We start from the raw sequence: 17,269 nt of genomic DNA, 5'->3' as shown, positions 1-17,269 counted from the left end.
TCAGTCCGCCGTCCACGGGCGCAGCTTCTCGGGGTTGCGCACCGCCCAGATGCGGGTGACCCGGCCGCCGGCGACATCGAAGGCCAGCACCGCCGCGGTGGTCCCGTCCAACCGGATGACCAGGCCGGGCTGGCCGTTGACCCTCCGCTCCAGGATCACCGCGTCGGGGGCCTGGCCGACCAGGTCGACGAGCTTGCGGGCGATCGGCTCGGCGCCCACGACCGGCTCCAGCGCGGCGGTGGCGAGGCCGCCGCCGTCGCCGACCGCCGTGGCCCCGGGGTCCAGCAGGCCGATGAGGGCGTCGATGTCCTTGGCCTCCCAGGCCCGCTTGAAGTCGCCGACGACGCCGGCGCGCCGGTCCGGCGGCGTCGCGGCGCCCCGCGAGCCGCGGATACGGCGGCGGGCCGAGGAGGCCAGTTTGCGGCAGGCCGCCGGGGTCCGGCCGACGATCCCGGCCACCTCGGCGAAGGGGTAGCCGAACACGTCGTGCAGGACGAAGGCGACGCGTTCGGCCGGGGTCATCGCGTCGAGCACGACGAGGAAGGCCATGCCGACCGACTCGTCGAGGGTGACCCGGTCGGCCGGGTCGGCAGCGGCGCCGCCCGGCCGGCCGCCGATCCACTCCGAGCGGTCGGGCAGCGGCTCGGGGATCCACTCCCCCACGTAGTTCTCCCGCCTGACCCGCGCCGAGCCCAGCAGGTCCAGGCAGATCCGGCCGGCCACCGTCGTCAGCCAGGCACCGGGCGAGCGGACGGCCTCGCGCCGCGGCCCGGACATGGCGTACCAGCGGGCGTAGGTCTCCTGGACGGCGTCCTCGGCCTCGGTCAGCGACCCCAGGAGCCGGTAGGCGAGATTGATCAGCCGGCGCCGCTCGCCCATGATCGCGCTCAGCCCGGGATCGGACCGGGACTCCTCCGGCTCCGGCGGGGTCGTCATGGTGTCACCGGCCTCCCTCGGTCGCTGCCGCCCTCATGGAGTCCGACGAGACGGCGCCCCGGAATGTGACGCCTGCGCCCGCGTCACATCCGGGCGGGCTGCGTCGTCGTACCGCCTGAGACGACGCACCGCCCAGCCGACAGGAGTCCCAGCGCCATCATGACCGTTCGTTCCGCCCGGGGAGGCCCCCGGTGAACCTCGCACTGTGGATCACGGCCGGCCTGCTGGCCGTCCTCTACCTGGCCAGCGGCGCCGCGAAGCTGGCCCGGTCCAGGGAGCGGCTGGCCGCCTGGGGCTTCGCATGGGTGCAGGACGCCGGCGGCGGCACCGTCAGGGCCATCGGCGTCCTGGAGCTGCTGGCCGCGGCCGGCCTGGTGCTGCCCGCGGCGCTCGGCATCGCGCCCGGCCTGGTGCCGGTGGCCGCCCTGGGCCTGGTGCTGCTGATGACCGGCGCGATCGCCGTGCACCTGCGCCGCCGCGAGTACCAGGGGGTCGCGGTGAGCGCGGTCCTGCTCGCCCTGGCCGCCTTCGTCGTCTGGGGCCGCTTCGCCCTCGAACCGTTCACCGGCTGAGCCGGCGCGGCCGCGGGCCGCCCGAACGGGATCCGTCCGAATGGAAGGAAGCAACACGATGCACGATCTGCAGGCCCTCGCCGACCGCGTGGAGATCGCGGCGCTGCCCGGCGAGTTCACCGACGCGGGGATGACCCGCGACTACGGGCGCGCCGCGGCGCTGTTCACCGACGACGGCGTCTGGCGGATCCCCGGCGCCGGTATCGAGTTCACCGGCCGGGAGGCGATCCGCGCGGGCTTCGAGCGCCTCCAGGGCAACTGGGAGTTCTTCGTGCAGAACGTCCACCCGGGCTCGATCCGGGTGGACGGCGACACCGCGGTCGGCCGGGTGTACGTCGCGGAGCTGGGGCGCTTCCGCACCGGCGCCTCCCACCAGAACTACGCGCTGTACCACGACCGCTTCCGGCGCACCGCCGACGGCTGGAGGTTCACCGAGCGCACCTACGAGATCAGGTACTCCGACAGCGCGCCGCTGGGAGGCACCGCGGGGGCGCCTCCCGGCGCGCCGGCCGGGCCCGCGCCTTCGGCCGAGGGCTGAGAGGGCCCGGCCGCGCCGCCCCGGACCGGGACTCCGCCCGGCCCGGGGCGGCGCGCAGGTCACCGGGGGGACGCGGCGACCCGCACCCCCTCGCGTTCGCCGTCGGACAGGAAGCGCGCCAGCGCCCGCCCCTCCTCGGCGACGGCGGCGCGCTCGGCCCGGGTGAAGCCGCGCAGCGGGTCCACGGCCACGGTGCCGGCCGCCACGGTCCAGGTCGCCGCGGCCCGGCCGTCCACCAGGACGACGCGGGCGCCGGCGACCGACAGGCCGCGGTGGGCGTCGTCGATGACGCGGTTCCGGTCCTGGTAGCCGAGGATCGCGTTGTCGAAGGCGGGCAGGAACCGCACCGGGGCGGGTGTGCCGGGATCCGGGCGCGGCGCGCCGGGCAGGTCGAGCAGCTCCCGGCCGCGCTCGTCGCGGAAGGACACCAGCTCCTCGCGGATCGCGGCGACCGCGGCCGGGAGCCCGGCCAGGCCGCACCAGGCCCGCAGGTCGGCCGTTGCGGCCGGGCCGAACGCGGCCAGGTAGCGCCGCACCAGCGCCTGGCCGACCGCGTCGGCGGCGTCGGCGGGCAGGGGGGCGACCTCGCGGCCCAGCCAGGACGGCAGCAGCGCGTAGCGCACCCCCGCCCGCACCCCCCACAGCCCGCGCGGCGGCAGCTGCGCCATCGGCAGGAGGGCGGCGACCAGCATCTCCCCCAGCGCCCTGGGCCCCGCCTCCGGCCAGCGCCCGTCCAGCTCGCGCGCCAGCTGGGGCATCGAGCGCGGCTCGCCGTCGGCCATCACCGCCCGCCCCGCCGCCGCGAGCTCGCCGAGGTCGACCCCGGCCAGCTCGCGGCGGTAGACCCCCAGCACCCGCTGCCGCAGCATGGCGTCGTGGCGGGCCCGCCAGGCCAGCGCGTCCTCGGCCGTGACGAGGTGGACGGTGCGGCGCATCAGGTGGGTGCGCACTACGCGCCCCCGGAGCAGCAGCTCCGAGAGCACCGCCGGGTCGAAGGCGCGCAGCCGCGACCAGAGGCCGGTGAACGGCTCCTGCGGCTCCTGCGCCTGCAGGCCGCACAGGTGCGCGACGGCGTCCGGCACGGGCAGGTCGGCGCGTTCGAGCAGCAGCTGCCGGGCGAGCGTCGCGCGGTTGAGCGCCCGGGTGCTGAGAACGGTCATCGGTTCGAATCCCTTCGCTCAGGACGCGTCGTACGGGCCGGCGACGTCCGGCACCCGCACGACGCCGGCCGGCGCTCTCCCCGCTCGGTGACCACGGTGCCAGGGAAAGCGGTCAGCTTGTGTCCGCTTCCTCGCCCGGAACGGCGTTCATGTGGACGACCTCACCGCGCCGCCGGGCGCCCGTCAGGTCGGTTCGGCGCTGAGGACGCGTCCGGCGGGGCCGCGGGTGTGGGTCCAGGCGGGCAGGGCGGTCAGCGCCGCGACCGCGAGCAGGATGGCCAGTGCGGCGCTGAGCAGCCACGATGGCGGGGCGATGACCAGCACGGGGCTGAAGAACCAGTACAGGGCGGTCCCGGCCGGGATGCCCGCCAGCACCGCGGGCACGGCGGGCAGGAGTTGCGCCGCGCACAGCGCCGCGACGACCTGGCCCGGTGTGGCGCCGAGGGCGCGGGTGATGCCCAGGGCGCGCCTGGCCTGCGCCGCGCTGCTCCAGCCGAGGAAGACGGTGTTGATCGCCGACAGCACCACCATCGCGAGGGTGACGCCCAGCAGCACCTGGCCGGTGCGGGCGTGGATCGCCGCCAGGGCGGGAGCGGTCTCCACGGCGCCCAGGGCGGAGCGGAAGGTGAGCATCCCGGTGACCATGACGCTGGTGACGGCCGTCCCGATGGCGGTCTGGACGGCGCGGCCGGGCCTGCGGGCGAGCAGCCGGACCCCGACCAGCAGCGGGGTGGGCAGGTAGGAGGTCAGGGCGGCCAGCCGCGGATGGCGTTCGGGCGGGCGCGCCGGGTCGGCAAGGGCGCGGACGGTGCTCTTGCGGGCGATGGCGAGGACGGGGTCGAGCGTTGCGACCAGCGCGACCAGGCCGCCGAGGGCGAAGGCCAGGAGTACGCCCGCGGTGCTCGGTGGACCGACGGCGGCCAGCAGCCCGGCGCTGGGATCCACCACGGCGGGGGCGACCAGGGTCCCGATGGTCAGTCCGAGCGCGGTGGCCAGGGCGGTCAGCAGCAGGTACTGCGTCAGCAGGACGGCGGCGACGGTGCCGGGGCCGGCCCCGGCGGCCTTGAGCAGGGCGGCGCGCCGGTGGTCGCGGGTGGCGCGCGCGGCGGTCAGCGCGGTGAGGGTGACGACCGCGGCCACGGCGAGCAGCCCGCCGCCCGCGAACAGGACGGGCAGGCTGCGCCTGATCATGTTCATGTCCGACCGCAGAACGGTCTGCCAGTCGCGGATGTTGACCCAGTCATCGCCCCTGAACTCGGGGGTGAACACGGTCTCGCTCCACTCGGCGACCGCCTCGGGGTCGGTCAGCCTCAGGCGCAGCAGGTGGACGCCTGGCGTGTCGCCCGCCGCCGCACGGGCGTCGGCGGTGGTGAGCCAGATCCGGCCGCCCCGGTCGGTCGGCCCCTGCCCCTGGGCCCAGTCGCTGTAGGGATAGACCGGGGTGGCCGCGCTGATCGCGATCCCGGTGACCGGGTAGTCGCGCCCGCTGATGGTGACGCGGTCGCCGACGCGCACGCCGAGCGCCTCCGCGAAACCGCGCTCGACCACCGCCTCGCCCGGGCGCACCCACGTTCCCGAGGTCACCAGCGGCCGGTCCACGGCCGGCGGCGCGCTCTCCTGGCCCTCGACCGAGGAGCGCATGCTCTGGCCCTTGGCCTGGACGAAGGTGGAGAAGGCGAAGACCGGATCGGCCAGCGCCGCCACACCGGGTGCGGCCGCGATGCGTTCGGCCAGCTCGGAGGGGTCCTCGGTCGTCGTGATGGCGGTGAGGTCGGGGCCGGCCGTGGCCGCGCGGGTATGCAGGTATCCGGCCTCCACGGCCCTGCCGGTCGCCAGGCCGAGACCCAGCGCGGCGGCGGCGATGGTGACGGCGAGCAGCAGCATGGCGGCCTCGCCGGGACGGCGGCGCAGGTCGCGCAGGATCAGCCGCCCGATCAGCAGCACAGGTCCCACGGTCAGTCCTCCCAGCTCAGCAGCGCGCCGAGCCCCGCGCCCGCGTCGTCGGCCAAACGGGTGTCATCGACCGGCACCCCGTCGCGCAGGGAGACGACGCGGTCCGCCGTGGCGGCGACGCGCTCGTCGTGGGTGGCCATCACCAGGGTCTGGCCGGCGGCGCGCAGCTCGTCGAAGAGGTGGAGGATGTCGCGGGTCGCGGCGCTGTCGAGGTTCCCGGTGGGCTCGTCGGCGAGGACGACCAGCGGCTCGTTGACCAGGGCGCGGGCGATGGCGACCCGCTGCCGCTGCCCGCCGGACAGCTCCGAGGGCAGGTGGCGGGCCCGGTCGGCCAGCCCCACCCGGTCGAGCAGCCCGGCGGCGCGGCGGCGGGCGGCGCGCGGCGAGGAGCCGGCCAGCAGCGCGGGCAGCTCGACGTTCTCCGCCGCGGTCAGCTCGTCCATCAGGTGGAAGGACTGGAAGACGAAGCCGACGGACCGGCACCGCAGCCCGGCCAGCGCCCGTTCGCCGAGGTGGTCGATGCGCCGCCCGCCGAGCCACACCTCGCCCTCGGTCGGCCGGTCGAGGCCGCCGAGCAGCTGCAGCAGCGTCGACTTGCCGCAGCCGCTCGGCCCGGTCACCGCGAGCGTCTGCCCGGCGGGGACGTCGAGGTCCACCCGGTCGACGGCCCACAGCAGGCTCTCGCCTCTGCCGTAGCTGCGCGTGAGGCCGACCGCCCGCAGCGCGGTGCCGGCCGGTTGCGCACCGGAACCGCGGGGCGTGCCCGTCCGCCGCGACCGGCCCCTGAGCCGCCGACCGTCCCTGGTCATCCGTTCCCTCCGCCTCTCCCACCCGGGGCGCGGGCGGACCAGGTCCGCTCGCACGCATCCAGCCAGCGCAAATCGGCCTGCAAGCGGAGGGCGATGCCCTCCAGGAGCAGACCGGCCTCGGTGTTCACGTCATGAGCGAGGGCGGCGTGCTGGACCTCGGCGAGCCTGCGCATCAGCTCCCGCCGCCGCGCGTCGGCGAGCGCGAGCGGATCGGCCAGCCCGGACTCGGCGGCGGCCACCAGCTTCAGGTGGAACTCCGCCACGTCCGCTCGGGGCCCGGTCGTCTCGGCAAGCCACGCGGCCACGCGCTGCTGCCCGGAGGCGGTCAGCGCGTACACCTTGCGCCGCGGGCCGCGCACCGGCGCGTCCTCGCGCTCCTGGACGACCAGCCCGGTCTTCTCCAGCCGGGTGAGCGTCACGTAGATCTGCCCCGCGTTCAGCGCCTCCCCCAGGGGACCCAGCGCCGCCGCCAGGCGTCTGCGCAGGTCGTAGCCGTGCGAAGGCTCCTTGGCCAGCAGCGCGAGCACGACGTCCTGCACCGGGACCCTCCTCTGCGAGCGCTCAATAGATAGCGGTTATCCAATAGGGCGTCAAACCGGGCGCTTCCCGCCAGGCCCTCCACCCTTCGGTGCCATCAAGGTCACTCTTGAGAAAATTAAAAAGGATGTTTTTTATACTTAAGAAAATCAAGATACAATCCGAACGCAGCCATGCCGTCGAGGGTGAGGGAGTCGAGGGTGGACTGGCAGGAACTGACGGACCTGACCCACGGGCAGCCGTTCGTGGTCGAACGGGTCCGCCTCGCCGGCAGCGGCATCGCGATCGAGGGGCGGTTCGAGCCGCCGCAGCTGGCCCAGCTGGGCATCGACGACCAGGTCTTCATCGCCGCCTTCGTGCGCTCGCACGGCTCCATCAAGGAGATGGAGCGGATCTTCGGCGTGAGCTACCCGACGATCAAGTCCCGACTGAACCGCATCGCCGAACGCCTGGACTTCGTCGACACCGACCCGGCGCCCACCGGCGCCGACGTCGTCGACCGCCTGCGGCGCGGCGAGATCAGCGCCGAGGAGGCGCTGGCCGAACTGGAGAGGTCCCGATGATCCCCCAGCTGGCGACGGTGCGCTACCGCCGCCCCGACGGCCGCCCGCTGCGGCTGTACATCCCGATCCTGCCGGTCCTGCTGGTGCTGGCGCCGCTGCTGCTGCCGGCCGGCCTCGTCGCGTGCGTCATCTTCCGGGTCGATCCGGTGGGCGCGCTGCGCGGCGCCGGGCGGCTGCTGTGGGCGCTGCCCGGCACCCGCTTCGAGATCGAGGACGGCCGGACGGCCTTTCTGGTGAGCGTCAGATGAGTCCGAAGAGGGTGGAGCAGTGATGAACGAGCAGCGCCGCCAGATCCTGGAGATGCTGGCCGAAGGCAAGATCACCGCGGACGAGGCCGAGCGGCTGATCAACGCGCTCGAACGGGAGCGGCTCGACTCCGCGCCGGGAGCCGCCCCCCGCTCCAAGCCCCGGCCCAGATACCTGCGCGTGGTGATGGCCGCGGCGGACGGCACCGGCGGCGACGGGGCGTCCCGGCTCAACATCCGCGTCCCGATCCAGCTGCTGCGCGCGGGGGTCCGGCTCACCAGCCTCATTCCGCCGCAGGCGCTCACGCGCATCAACGCCGAGCTGGACAAGTCGGGGGTGCCGATCGACCTCGCCCAGCTCAAGCCGCAGCACCTCGACGATCTCATCGAGCACCTGGACGAGCTCACCGTCGACGTCGACGACGCCGACACCAAGCTGCAGGTGTTCTGCGAGTGACACCGCCGCGGCCCGGACGCCCTGGGACGTACGCCTCGGTGACGTCCCCGCTAGTCCGCGGGCATCACGGTGAAGGCGAAGCCGGCGCTCCTCGGGCGGCGCGGCCGGACGCCGCACTTGATCCGGCGCGCCACCTCGTTCCTGCTGAGGCCGAGCCCTCGTGCGATGAGGCGGTCCGGGCGCACCGGCACCGGATCCTCGAACAGCACCTCCACCTGGACCGGCCACGGTGAGTCGAGCGGCGCCGGCGGCGCGTGCAGCCGCCAGGCCCCCGTCCAGTCCAGGGCGTAGCCATTGCGCCGGGCGAACCGCGGATCCAGCAGCCTGGACGCCACCAGCGCCGGATCATTGGCGTGGTAGCCGTCGAGTTCGGCCGGGTCGAAGGACCTGACCGGCACGCGCTCGCACACGGCCAGCTTGCACGTCCGGCCGCAGGACACGCAGCGGACCAGCAGCCACACGTCCAGCAGCCTGCCGTTGGCGTTGACGCGGAACCGGCCCGCGCCGGTGGTGGCCGACTCCGATCCGCAGTCCGCGCACCGCAGTGACAGCAGCGGCAGCCTGGTCCGGCGGACGACCCAGGGCAGCACGATATGAGTTTGTGAAGACATGAGCTCTCTAGACCTGACACGAGGCCGATTGGGCGCGGCCTCGAACGCCGTATGACCGGGCGCCTGCGGGCAGCCCGGCAGAGCCGACGGGAAGGTCGGCCTGGGGGTGAGCGGAAGGTGTCAGGTCTAGAAAGCAGGCGGGGTCACGCGGTCTTGTCCTCTGTTCTCACGGCGACGGGCCGCAGGCACGCTACGGAGCCGCGGCCGAAGGGCTCAACCGATTTTCCGGCCGACAACCGCCGGTGCCGGCGGGAAGCCGTCGCGTGCGGCCGGGCGAAGGGGTCGCGCGTCAGCCCGACCTGAGGACGCAGAACTCGTTGCCCTCCGGATCGGCGAGGACCCGCCACGAGACGTCTCCCTGGCCGAGGTCGACGCCGGTGGCGCCGAGAGCCTCCAGCCGGGCCACCTCCGCCGCCTGGTCGTCACCGGGGTACGGCATCACATCGAGATGGATGCGGTTCCACACGGCCGGCGGGCCGGACCTGCGCAGGAACTCCAGGTACGGCCCGACGCCCGCGGCCGAACGCAGCACCGCGCGGTCGTCGGCCACCTCGTGCACGCGCCAGTCCGTCGCCTCGCCCCAGAACCGGGCCATGGCCCGCGGATCCGTACAGTCGACCACCACCGCGGCGATCGGCCCGGTGTCCCGGTAGACCTCGCGCGGCTCCAGCACGCAGAACACGTTGCCCTCCGGGTCGGCCAGCACCGTCCACGGGACGTCTCCCTGACCCACGTCGGCGGGCGTCGCCCCGAGCTCCTTCAGCCGCGCGACCCACTCCGCCTGATGGGCCGCGGAGGTGGTGGCGAGGTCGAGGTGCACCCGGTACCGCACCGTTTCGGGGTCCGGGACGGCGACGACGTCGACGCAGACGGCGGCGGGGTCCGGCCAGGTGAAGTCCGGGGGTTCGACGTTGGTCACGCCGGGTCCCTCGCTGGAGACGCCCCAGCCGAGCGCGTCCGCCCAGAACCGGCCGAGGGCCGCGTCGTCGCGGGCCTTGAAGTTCACCTGAACAAGTCGCAGTGGCACGCGGCCCACCCTATGCCCGGGCGGGCATCGTCCCGCGGATCCGCCCCGCACGGGTCCGGCCCGAGCCGTGGCCGACCGGAAAAGGATTGGACGGGCGGTGCCCGGCCCGGTAGCTTTCCGTCGACCGTGACGCCGACCGAGGAGGTGAGCCCCGTGACCGCTGTATCGACGCGGGTGCTCCCCCGTCCCGTCACGGCCGGGCGGCTGACGTAGGTGCCGCCGGGAGCGCCCCGACAAAGGGAACTCCCGAAAGGCACCACCTATGCACTCTTCACGGTCCTCCGCCGAGCCGTCGCCGAACGGTGCGGCCGAGCGCGCCCCCCTCATGTTCGACGTGATCATCGTCGGGTGCGGGCCGACCGGCGCGATGCTGGCCGCCGAACTGCGCCTGCACGGTGTGCGGGTACTCGTTGTGGAGAAGGAGACCGAGCCCGCGTCGTTCGTCCGCATCGTCGGTCTGCACATTCGCAGTATCGAGCTGATGGCGATGCGCGGACTGCTGGACCGCGTTCTCCCACACGGACGACGGCGTCCGGCCGGCGGGTTCTTCGCCGCCATCGCCAAACCCGCGCCCGAGGGCCTGGACTCCGCGCACGCCTATCTGCTGGGCATCCCGCAGCCGGTCATCGTCCGCCTGCTCGAAGAGCACGCGGTCGCCCTGGGTGCGCAGGTCCGGCACGGCTGCGCGGTGACCGGTGTCGAGCAGGACGACGAGGGGGTGACCGTCGAGCTGGCCGACGGCGAACGGCTGCGTTCGCGCCATCTCGTCGGCTGCGACGGCGGGCGCAGTACGGTGCGCAGGCTGCTCGGCGTGGGCTTCCCCGGCGAGCCCGCGCGGACCGAGACGCTGATGGGCGAGATGGAGGTGGGCGTGCCGCAGGAGGAGATCGCCGCCAAGGTGGCCGAGATCCAGGAGACCGACAAGTCCTTCAGCCTCGGGCCCTTCGGCGAAGGGGTCTACCGCGTCGTCGTCCCCGCCGAGGGGGTCGGGGATCGCGCCGAACCGCCCACCATCGATGATTTCAGGCAGCGGCTGCGCGCCATCGCGGGCACCGATTTCGGCGTGCACTCCCCGCGCTGGCTGTCCCGCTTCGGGGACGCCACCCGGCTGGCCGAACGCTACCGGGTGGGGCGGGTGCTGCTGGCCGGCGACGCGGCGCACATCCATCCGCCCATCGGCGGACAGGGCCTCAACCTGGGCGTGCAGGACGCGTTCAACCTCGGCTGGAAACTGGCCGGACAGGTCCGCGGCTGGGCGCCGGAGAGCCTGCTCGACACCTACCAGGACGAACGCCGTCCGGTCGCCGAGGACGTGCTGGACAACACCCGCGCCCAGATGGCGCTGTCCTCCCCCGAACCGGGTCCGCGGGCCCTGCGCCGGCTGCTCACCGAACTGATGGACTTCGACGAGGTGAACCGCCATCTGATCGAGAAGATCACCGCGATCGGCCTCCGCTACGACTTCGGCGCGGGCCCCGACCTGCTCGGCCGCCGCCTGCGCGACATCGACGTGAGACAGGGCCGCCTCTACGAGCTGCTGCACCGCGGCCGCGGCCTGCTGCTGGACCGCACCGGGCGCCTGAGCACCGGCGGCTGGTCGGACCGGGTCGACCATCTCGCGGATCCCACCGCGGCACTGGACGTCCCGTGCGTCCTGCTGCGCCCGGACGGCCACGTCGCCTGGATCGGCGACGACCAGCGGGACCTGGACGCGCAGCTCTACCGCTGGTTCGGCGCGCCCGGCCGCGACGCTCCGGACCCGGTCGGTCCGAAAGACACCGCCCGGCGGTGACCCGCCTGGCGGTCAGGACGGCTGCACTCGGTCGAAGAGGGCGAGGGCGTCGGCGGGGTCCGGGCTCACCAGGCGGTCCAGGCCGGCCGTCGTGATCTTCGCCCACTCACCGGCCCGCGCCCACATCCGCTCCTCGAAGGCGCGGACCGCCTCGTCCAGATCGCCGGGGCCGGCGGCGACGGCCTCGGCGAGTTCGGCGCCTTCCAGCATCGCGAGGTTCGCGCCCGCCCCCAGCGGCGGCATCAGGTGGGCGGCGTCGCCCAGCAGCGTCACCCCGGCGACGTGGGCCCAGGTGTGGGAGACGGGCAGGACGTGGAGGGGGCGGTGGACGAAGGCGGCGCCGTGGCGGAGCAGGTCGAGGAGGGGAGCGGCCCAGCCGTCGAACAGCGCCAGCAGTCGCGATCGCACCGCCTCGGCGTCGGCCGGGTCCAGTTCCGCGTGCCAGTCCAGCGGCGCGCGGAACTGGGCGTACACCCTGGCGTGGCCGCCGCCGCCGCGCTGGGCGACGAGGGCCCGGTTCACGCCGTACACCGCCACGGAACCCTCGCCGATCAGCCGGGCGAGATCGGGGTGGCGGGTGTCTACCTCGTCCAGGGCGCTCTCGACCAGGGTGACGCCGGTGTAGTGCGGCGTCACCGGCGAGACCGCCGGGCGGACCCGGGACCAGGCGCCGTCCGCGCCGACGACGAGATCGAAGACCTCCCGGCGCCCGTCCGCGAAGTGGACCAGGACGCCGTCCCGGCTCCCCGGCTCCACCCGGGTGACGTGCCGGCCCCACCGGACGTCGAGGGGGCCGAGCAGCAGCTCGCGCAGGCGCCCGCGGTCGATCTCGGGATTGGCCAGGTCATCCGGACGGGGCCGCCAGTCGCGCAGGACGGTGCCGTCCGGGGCCAGGATGCGCATGGCCTGCCCCTCGGGACGGGACAGCGCCCGGAACTCCGCCAGCAGCCCCGCCTTGTCCAGTGCGAGCTGGCCCAGCCCTTCGTGCAGGTCGAGCGTGCCGCCCGGAGGGCGGGCGTCGGGGGCGGGATCGCGTTCGAGGACGGCGACGGGGTGGCCATGGCGGTGCAGGACGCGGGCGAAGCTGAGGCCGCCCGGCCCGCTCCCCACCACGGCGATGCGATGTCTCATATCGATACACTGTATTTTTGCATTACGCTGCCTCGCAACAGGACGGTGAGTCCATGTCCGTGTGGGACCGGCCGGAGCCGCCGAGCCGCCCCGTGCCGCTCGACCGGGAGCGGATCGTCGCCGCCGCCATCGCACTGGCCGACGAGGGCGGGCTGGCGGCGGTGTCCCTGCGCAAGCTCGCCGCCCGGCTGGACGCCGGCCCGATGCGGCTGTACGGATACATCGCCACCAAGGAGGAGCTGTTCGACCTCATGGTGGACGCGGTCCACGCCGAGATCCTCCCCGAGGAGCGGCCCGGCGACTGGCGGGAGGCGCTGCGCACCCTGGCCCACCGCACCAGGCGGGCCGCCCTCCGCCACGAATGGCTCGCCGACCTGCTCGGCGGCCGCCCGACCCTGGGCCCCAACGGCCTCGCCGTGACCGAGGCGACGCTGGCCGCCCTCGACGGCCTCGCCGACATCGACACCGCCATGCGCGCCGCGGAGACCGTCAGCGCCTACTTCATCGGCGCGATCCGGCGCGAGATCGCGCACCTGCGCGCCGAGCGCGCCACGGGCCTGTCCGAGCGCGACTGGCAGCGCGCCTCCGGTCCGCACATCACGCGGATGCTGGCCACGGGCCGCTTCCCGGCACTGACCAAGGCCGTCTACGACGGCACGGACGTCGACGCCGAGACGAGCTTCGCGACCGGTTTGGACTGGGTCCTGGACGCCGTGGCCGCCAGACTCACCCGCCCGCCGGAGTGAGGCTCGACCCCCACCGGACGAAGGATCTCCTTCGGGTGCGCCCGCCACCGCGCCGCTTCGAGGGCGGTCGTGCGGCCCCGGTCAGGGGTGCGGGCGGAGCGCGCCGTGCGGCGCGGCGCCGGCGGGCCCGGGGACGGACGCCGCCGGGTCGATGACGAGGTCGTCGACTCGGCTGGAGAGCTCGTCGCGGATGGCGCGGACTTCGGCGAGGGGACGGTCGTGGGGGTCGGGGACGTCCCAGTCCACGTAGAGCTTCCCGGGGTGGACGGGGCAGGCGTCGCCGCAGCCGAGGGTGATGACGATGTCGGCGGCGCGGACCACGTCGTCGGTGAGGGGCTTGGGGTACTGGTCGTCCAGGTCCAGGCCGATCTCGCGCATCGCCTGGTGCACGGCCGGCTTGATGCCGGCGGCGGGCCGCGAGCCGGCGGAGCGGATGCCGACACGGTCGCCGAGGCGGCGGCGCAGCAGGGCGGCGGCCATCTGGGAGCGGCCGGCGTTGTGGGCGCACACGAACAGGACCTCGGGGGCGGCCTTGGCGATGAACCCGCGGTGCTGGGCGACGGCGGTGAGCTGCTCGGTAACGTAGCGCTCGGTGACGGCGGTCAGGTGGGTGCTCACGGAGGCGTGCTCGGCGAGTTCGGCGTAGCCGCGGTCGATGAACCGGCGCACGGTCGCCGCGGAGAACACGCCTCGGAAACGGTCGGCCAAGCGGTCGCCGATGCGGTCCAGGACCACCTGCGGTCGCAGCAGACCGGGCAGTGGACCAGCGGTCATCACGGCCTCCCGGGCGGAACGGAATCAACAGATAGATATATGTCTATATTGATGGACTTCGATATGAATGTCGAGCCCCGCCCGCCGCGTTCGTCCTCCCGGTGCACCGCCGGCGCCCTAGCCGGGTGCGGCGGGCGGGTCGCCGAGAAGTTCGGGCAGCAGCACGGTGCGGATGCGGGCGTCGATGTCGTCGCGGATTCGGCGGATGCCCGACAGCGGGCGGCGGGCCGGTTCGGACACCTTCCAGTCCAGGTAGCGCTTGCCCGGGTAGACGGGGCAGGCGTCGCCGCAGCCCATGGTGATGACGACGTCGGCGGCGCGGATGGCCTCGTCGGTGAGCGGCTTGGGGTACTCGGCGCGCAGGTCGATGCCGATCTCAGCCATGACGGCGTGCACGCCGGGGTCGATGCCGACGGTCGGTTCGGAGCCGGCGGAGCGGATCTGGACGCGATCGCCGGCCAGGTGGCGCAGCAGGCCGGCGGCCATCTGGGAGCGGCCGGAGTTGTGCACGCACACGAACAGCACATCGGGCACGGGCTTGGCGAGCAGGCCGCGGCTGCGCGCCATGGCGGCGAGGCGTTCGGCGGCGAACTGCTCGGTGAGCACAGGCAGGTGCGAGGTGACGACCGCGCTGTGGGCGAGCCGCTCGTAGGAGTCGGCGAGGTAGCGGTGGACGGTCTCGGCCGAGAAGACACCGGCGAAGCGCACGGCCAGCCGGTCGCGGACCCGGTCAAGCAGTTCGTCGGGGTCCAGCAGCCCGGGAAGGGGCGATCCCGCCGCAGGAGGCACGGCGCGCCCGCCGGTGACGGGTGTGTCGGCGAGGTCGTCGAGCAGTTCGCGCAGGGTGGCGCCGTCGGCGGTGGAGGGCGGGGCCGCGTCGCCGCCGAGCCGCTGGAGCTGCCGGTACAGCCGGGCTCCGGTCGGCGTGGCGGCGTACACGATTCGCGACCGCTCACGGCTGGACCGGACGAGCCCCGCCTCGGTCAGCACCCGCAGGTGGTGGCTGACCGTAGGGCCGACCACATCGACCTGTCCGGCCAGGGTACCGGCGTTGACGCCCACCGCGCCCGCCGCGACGACGAGGCTGAGCAGCCGGAGCCGCACGGGTTCGGAGAGGATCTTGATGCGCATCGCCAGCCGGCGCGCCGTTCCGCCGGGCAGGGCCCTGGGTGGCGAGGGCACGTCCGGGTCACCACCCATGCCAGGTATCGACATACATCAATTTTGGCTGATGTGAATGCGTGCGGTCCAGCGGTTCCGGCTTCGGTGGATACCGGAGGCGGCGTCAGCTGAGCAGGCCGCGGATGACGTCGAGCCGGTCGGGCCGGATGGAGTACCAGGCCCACTTGCCGCGCTTGCTGCGGGAGAGCAGCCCGGCACCGACGAGCGTCTTCAGGTGGTGGCTGACGGTGGGCTGGGTGAGCTTCAGCGCCGCGGTGAGGTCGTTGACGTTCGCCTCCCCGCCCGGGGAGGCGGCGATCATGCTCAGCAGCTGGAGCCGGGTGGGGTCGGACACCGCCTTGAGGACGTCGGCGAGCCGGCCGGCGCTCTCGCGCGACAGCGGGGCGGGGAAGGGTCCGGCGCCGCCGTGCTCGGCGGCGGCCTTCGTCTCCCCTGCCGTTGTCTCGGCCTCAAGTGATCCCACGGACACGAGTGTAGGCAAGGGCGCGGCGGCGCGGCCACGGCGGAGCACCCGAGCGCGACAGGCGCATGGTCCGGCGTCAGCCGCCGCCGGGTGCGGGCACGTCCATGCGGTAGCCCATGCCGCGCACCGTGCGGATCTGGACGGCGGACGTGGTCGCGGTCAGCCGCCGCCGCAGCCGGGTGATCTGCACGTTGATCGTGTTGGCCGCGGGCGGCCTGGCCGTCCGCCAGACCTGGTGGTGCAGTTCGTCGCGGGTGATGACCCGGCCTGGGTGTCGCATGAGGTAGTGCAGGATCTCGAACTCCCGCAGCGGCAGGGTCAGCGGCCGCCCGTCGACGCGGACGTGGTGGCCTCGGGCGTCCAGCCGGATCGGGCCCACGCGCAGTTCGGAGTCGGCGAGCGGCTCGACGGCCGGCTCGGCCGCGGTCCCCATGATGAAGGCGAGCAGTTCAGGGGCCCGGTACGGCCGTGCGACGCAGGCGGTGGCACCGGCCGCCAGGGCGCGGGCGGCCGTTTCGGCGTTGCGCGGACCGGTGCCGACGAGGACCGGCAGGTCCATGCTGCGGCGCAGCACCTGGATCAGGGTGAGGGCGTCGACTCCGGGCAGGTCCGCGCTGACGATGAGGAGGTCGGGGCGGATCGCGCCCAGCCGCAGCAGGGCCTCGGCCCCGTCGGCGCACACGGCGACGTCGACACGGTGCCGCCCCAGGGCCAGCACCAGCTCGCGGCCCGCGTCGACGTCGGGGTCGGCCAGCAGGACGCGGGCCGAGGACGGCCCGCTCCCGCCGTCTGGACGCCCTTGTTCCCGCACCGCCGCCGTGTCCGGTTCCGTCATCGTTCGTGCCACCGAAGTCCTTTCCACCGCCCCGTCCTTGCGCCGGTCAGCCGAAGCGGCCGGTGATGTAGTCCTCGGTGCGCTTGTCGGTGGGCTTGCCGAAGATCGTGGTGGTGCGGTCGTACTCCACCAGCCGCCCGTGCCGCACCCCCTGTTCGTCGACCTCGGCGGTGAAGAACGCGGTGCGGTCGGAGACGCGGGCGGCCTGCTGCATGTTGTGGGTGACGATGACGATGGTGAACTCGCGCGCCAGGTCGTGCATCAGGTCCTCGATCCTGAGGGTGGCGATGGGGTCCAGCGCCGAGCAGGGCTCGTCCATCAGGATCACCTCGGGGTAGACCGCGATGGTGCGCGCGATGCACAGCCGCTGCTGCTGGCCGCCCGACAGCGACAGCGCGTTCTGCCTGAGCTTGTCCTTGACCTCGTCCCACAGCGCCGCCCGGGTCAGGGCCCGCTCCACGGTCTCGTCCAGCCCGGCGGTGCGGCCGTGGACACGCGGCCCGTAGGCGACGTTGTCGTAGATGGACTTGGGGAACGGGTTGGGCTTCTGGAAGACCATGCCGATCCGGCGGCGCACCTCGATCGGGTCGATGTGGGAGGCGTAGAGGTCCTGGCCGTGGTAGCTGACGCGGCCGTGTACGTGGGCGCCGGGGATGAGGTCGTTCATCCGGTTCAGGGCGCGCAGCACCGTGCTCTTGCCGCAGCCCGACGGGCCGATGAGCGCGGTGATCTGCCGTTCGCCGATCTTGAGGTCCACGTCGCGGACGGCCATGTAGTCGCCGTAGGACACCGACAGGCTGATCGTCTCGAAGACGGGATGGACCAGGTCCGGGATCTCGCGGTCGCGTGCGGCGGCGGGACGGCCGACCGAGACCGGGGATTCCTGGGCGCCCGGCCGTGCGGGTGCCTCGCGGTGGGCGGAGGTGGAGGTCATGGGG

General features: G+C 73.9%; 20 protein-coding genes. 7 read left to right on the top strand and 13 right to left on the bottom strand.

Annotation, left to right across the window (positions count from 1 at the left end):
• A complete protein-coding gene (gene sigJ / locus CLV72_RS16095; protein ID WP_106246616.1) occupies positions 1-936 on the bottom strand; it encodes an RNA polymerase sigma factor SigJ in 936 nt (311 codons plus the stop codon).
• A gap of 191 nt (positions 937-1,127) precedes the next feature.
• Between sigJ and CLV72_RS16090 the strand changes: the two genes are divergently transcribed.
• Both CLV72_RS16090 and CLV72_RS16085 read left to right on the top strand, forming a co-directional pair.
• Positions 1,128-1,508, top strand: coding sequence for a DoxX family protein (locus CLV72_RS16090; protein ID WP_106246613.1), 381 nt, complete (start codon positions 1,128-1,130; stop codon positions 1,506-1,508).
• 58 nt (positions 1,509-1,566) lie between these two features.
• Positions 1,567-2,046, top strand: a complete 480-nt coding sequence (locus CLV72_RS16085) for a nuclear transport factor 2 family protein (protein ID WP_106246610.1) — start codon at positions 1,567-1,569, stop codon at positions 2,044-2,046.
• 59 nt (positions 2,047-2,105) lie between these two features.
• Here CLV72_RS16085 and CLV72_RS16080 read toward each other — a convergent pair whose 3' ends face one another.
• From CLV72_RS16080 to CLV72_RS16065, 4 genes are all read right to left on the bottom strand, one after another.
• Positions 2,106-3,206 carry a winged helix DNA-binding domain-containing protein gene (locus CLV72_RS16080; RefSeq protein ID WP_106246608.1) on the bottom strand — a complete coding sequence of 367 codons (1,101 nt, stop codon included), beginning with the start codon at positions 3,204-3,206 and terminating at the stop codon, positions 2,106-2,108.
• A gap of 183 nt (positions 3,207-3,389) precedes the next feature.
• A complete protein-coding gene (locus CLV72_RS16075; protein ID WP_106246606.1) occupies positions 3,390-5,159 on the bottom strand; it encodes an ABC transporter permease in 1,770 nt (589 codons plus the stop codon).
• A 2-nt stretch (positions 5,160-5,161) separates the two neighbouring features.
• Positions 5,162-5,968 (bottom strand): ABC transporter ATP-binding protein, encoded by an 807-nt coding sequence (locus CLV72_RS16070; RefSeq protein WP_106246604.1) that lies wholly within the window; start codon positions 5,966-5,968, stop codon positions 5,162-5,164.
• A complete protein-coding gene (locus tag CLV72_RS16065; protein ID WP_106246602.1) occupies positions 5,965-6,507 on the bottom strand; it encodes a PadR family transcriptional regulator in 543 nt (180 codons plus the stop codon). The genes CLV72_RS16070 and CLV72_RS16065 overlap by 4 nt, the downstream gene beginning before the upstream one ends.
• 198 nt (positions 6,508-6,705) lie before the next feature.
• On the opposite strand from CLV72_RS16065, the gene CLV72_RS16060 reads away from it, so the two are divergent.
• The 3 genes from CLV72_RS16060 to CLV72_RS16050 are packed head-to-tail and all read left to right on the top strand — an operon-like array spanning position 6,706 to position 7,770.
• Positions 6,706-7,068 carry a DUF2089 domain-containing protein gene (locus tag CLV72_RS16060; RefSeq protein ID WP_211302882.1) on the top strand — a complete coding sequence of 121 codons (363 nt, stop codon included), beginning with the start codon at positions 6,706-6,708 and terminating at the stop codon, positions 7,066-7,068.
• Complete coding sequence (locus tag CLV72_RS16055; protein WP_106246598.1) at positions 7,065-7,316, top strand: hypothetical protein; 252 nt, start codon at positions 7,065-7,067, stop codon at positions 7,314-7,316. The genes CLV72_RS16060 and CLV72_RS16055 overlap by 4 nt, the downstream gene beginning before the upstream one ends.
• 22 nt (positions 7,317-7,338) lie before the next feature.
• Positions 7,339-7,770 carry an SHOCT-like domain-containing protein gene (locus CLV72_RS16050; RefSeq protein ID WP_106246596.1) on the top strand — a complete coding sequence of 144 codons (432 nt, stop codon included), beginning with the start codon at positions 7,339-7,341 and terminating at the stop codon, positions 7,768-7,770.
• 50 nt (positions 7,771-7,820) lie between these two features.
• Here CLV72_RS16050 and CLV72_RS16045 read toward each other — a convergent pair whose 3' ends face one another.
• Together CLV72_RS16045 and CLV72_RS16040 are read right to left on the bottom strand one after the other, a co-directional pair.
• A complete protein-coding gene (locus tag CLV72_RS16045) occupies positions 7,821-8,360 on the bottom strand; it encodes a DUF1062 domain-containing protein (RefSeq protein WP_245930233.1) in 540 nt (179 codons plus the stop codon).
• Positions 8,361-8,670: 310 nt separating this feature from the next.
• Entirely contained in the window at positions 8,671-9,408 is a 738-nt protein-coding gene (locus CLV72_RS16040; RefSeq protein WP_106247089.1) for a VOC family protein, read from the bottom strand.
• Between the two features lie 325 nt (positions 9,409-9,733).
• Here CLV72_RS16040 and rox point away from each other — a divergent pair, with 325 nt between their 5' ends.
• Entirely contained in the window at positions 9,734-11,200 is a 1,467-nt protein-coding gene (gene rox, locus CLV72_RS16035; protein WP_211302902.1) for a rifampin monooxygenase, read from the top strand.
• A gap of 12 nt (positions 11,201-11,212) precedes the next feature.
• Here rox and CLV72_RS16030 read toward each other — a convergent pair whose 3' ends face one another.
• Positions 11,213-12,331: an FAD-dependent oxidoreductase gene (locus tag CLV72_RS16030; RefSeq protein WP_106246588.1), complete on the bottom strand. Its 1,119-nt coding sequence runs from the start codon at positions 12,329-12,331 to the stop codon at positions 11,213-11,215.
• Positions 12,332-12,384: 53 nt separating this feature from the next.
• Between CLV72_RS16030 and CLV72_RS16025 the strand changes: the two genes are divergently transcribed.
• Positions 12,385-13,077: a TetR/AcrR family transcriptional regulator gene (locus tag CLV72_RS16025; RefSeq protein WP_106246586.1), complete on the top strand. Its 693-nt coding sequence runs from the start codon at positions 12,385-12,387 to the stop codon at positions 13,075-13,077.
• Positions 13,078-13,158: 81 nt separating this feature from the next.
• On the opposite strand, the gene CLV72_RS16020 is transcribed toward CLV72_RS16025, so the two are convergent.
• From CLV72_RS16020 to pstB, 5 genes are all read right to left on the bottom strand, one after another.
• Positions 13,159-13,851: an arsenate reductase ArsC gene (locus tag CLV72_RS16020; protein ID WP_106246583.1), complete on the bottom strand. Its 693-nt coding sequence runs from the start codon at positions 13,849-13,851 to the stop codon at positions 13,159-13,161.
• A 117-nt stretch (positions 13,852-13,968) separates the two neighbouring features.
• Positions 13,969-15,066: an arsenate reductase/protein-tyrosine-phosphatase family protein gene (locus CLV72_RS16015; protein WP_106246580.1), complete on the bottom strand. Its 1,098-nt coding sequence runs from the start codon at positions 15,064-15,066 to the stop codon at positions 13,969-13,971.
• A 70-nt stretch (positions 15,067-15,136) separates the two neighbouring features.
• Positions 15,137-15,496: an ArsR/SmtB family transcription factor gene (locus CLV72_RS16010; RefSeq protein WP_211302881.1), complete on the bottom strand. Its 360-nt coding sequence runs from the start codon at positions 15,494-15,496 to the stop codon at positions 15,137-15,139.
• Positions 15,497-15,572: 76 nt separating this feature from the next.
• Positions 15,573-16,343 carry a response regulator transcription factor gene (locus CLV72_RS16005; protein ID WP_245930232.1) on the bottom strand — a complete coding sequence of 257 codons (771 nt, stop codon included), beginning with the start codon at positions 16,341-16,343 and terminating at the stop codon, positions 15,573-15,575.
• Between the two features lie 34 nt (positions 16,344-16,377).
• Positions 16,378-17,265 (bottom strand): phosphate ABC transporter ATP-binding protein PstB, encoded by an 888-nt coding sequence (pstB, locus tag CLV72_RS16000; RefSeq protein ID WP_106246573.1) that lies wholly within the window; start codon positions 17,263-17,265, stop codon positions 16,378-16,380.
• Positions 17,266-17,269: the final 4 nt, after the last annotated feature.

The sequence above is a fragment of the Allonocardiopsis opalescens genome (genome assembly GCF_003002095.1).
GTDB lineage: Bacteria > Actinomycetota > Actinomycetes > Streptosporangiales > Streptosporangiaceae > Allonocardiopsis > Allonocardiopsis opalescens.
Note: the sequence above shows the minus strand (reverse complement) of the source record. Positions and strands in the feature narration are given on the sequence as shown.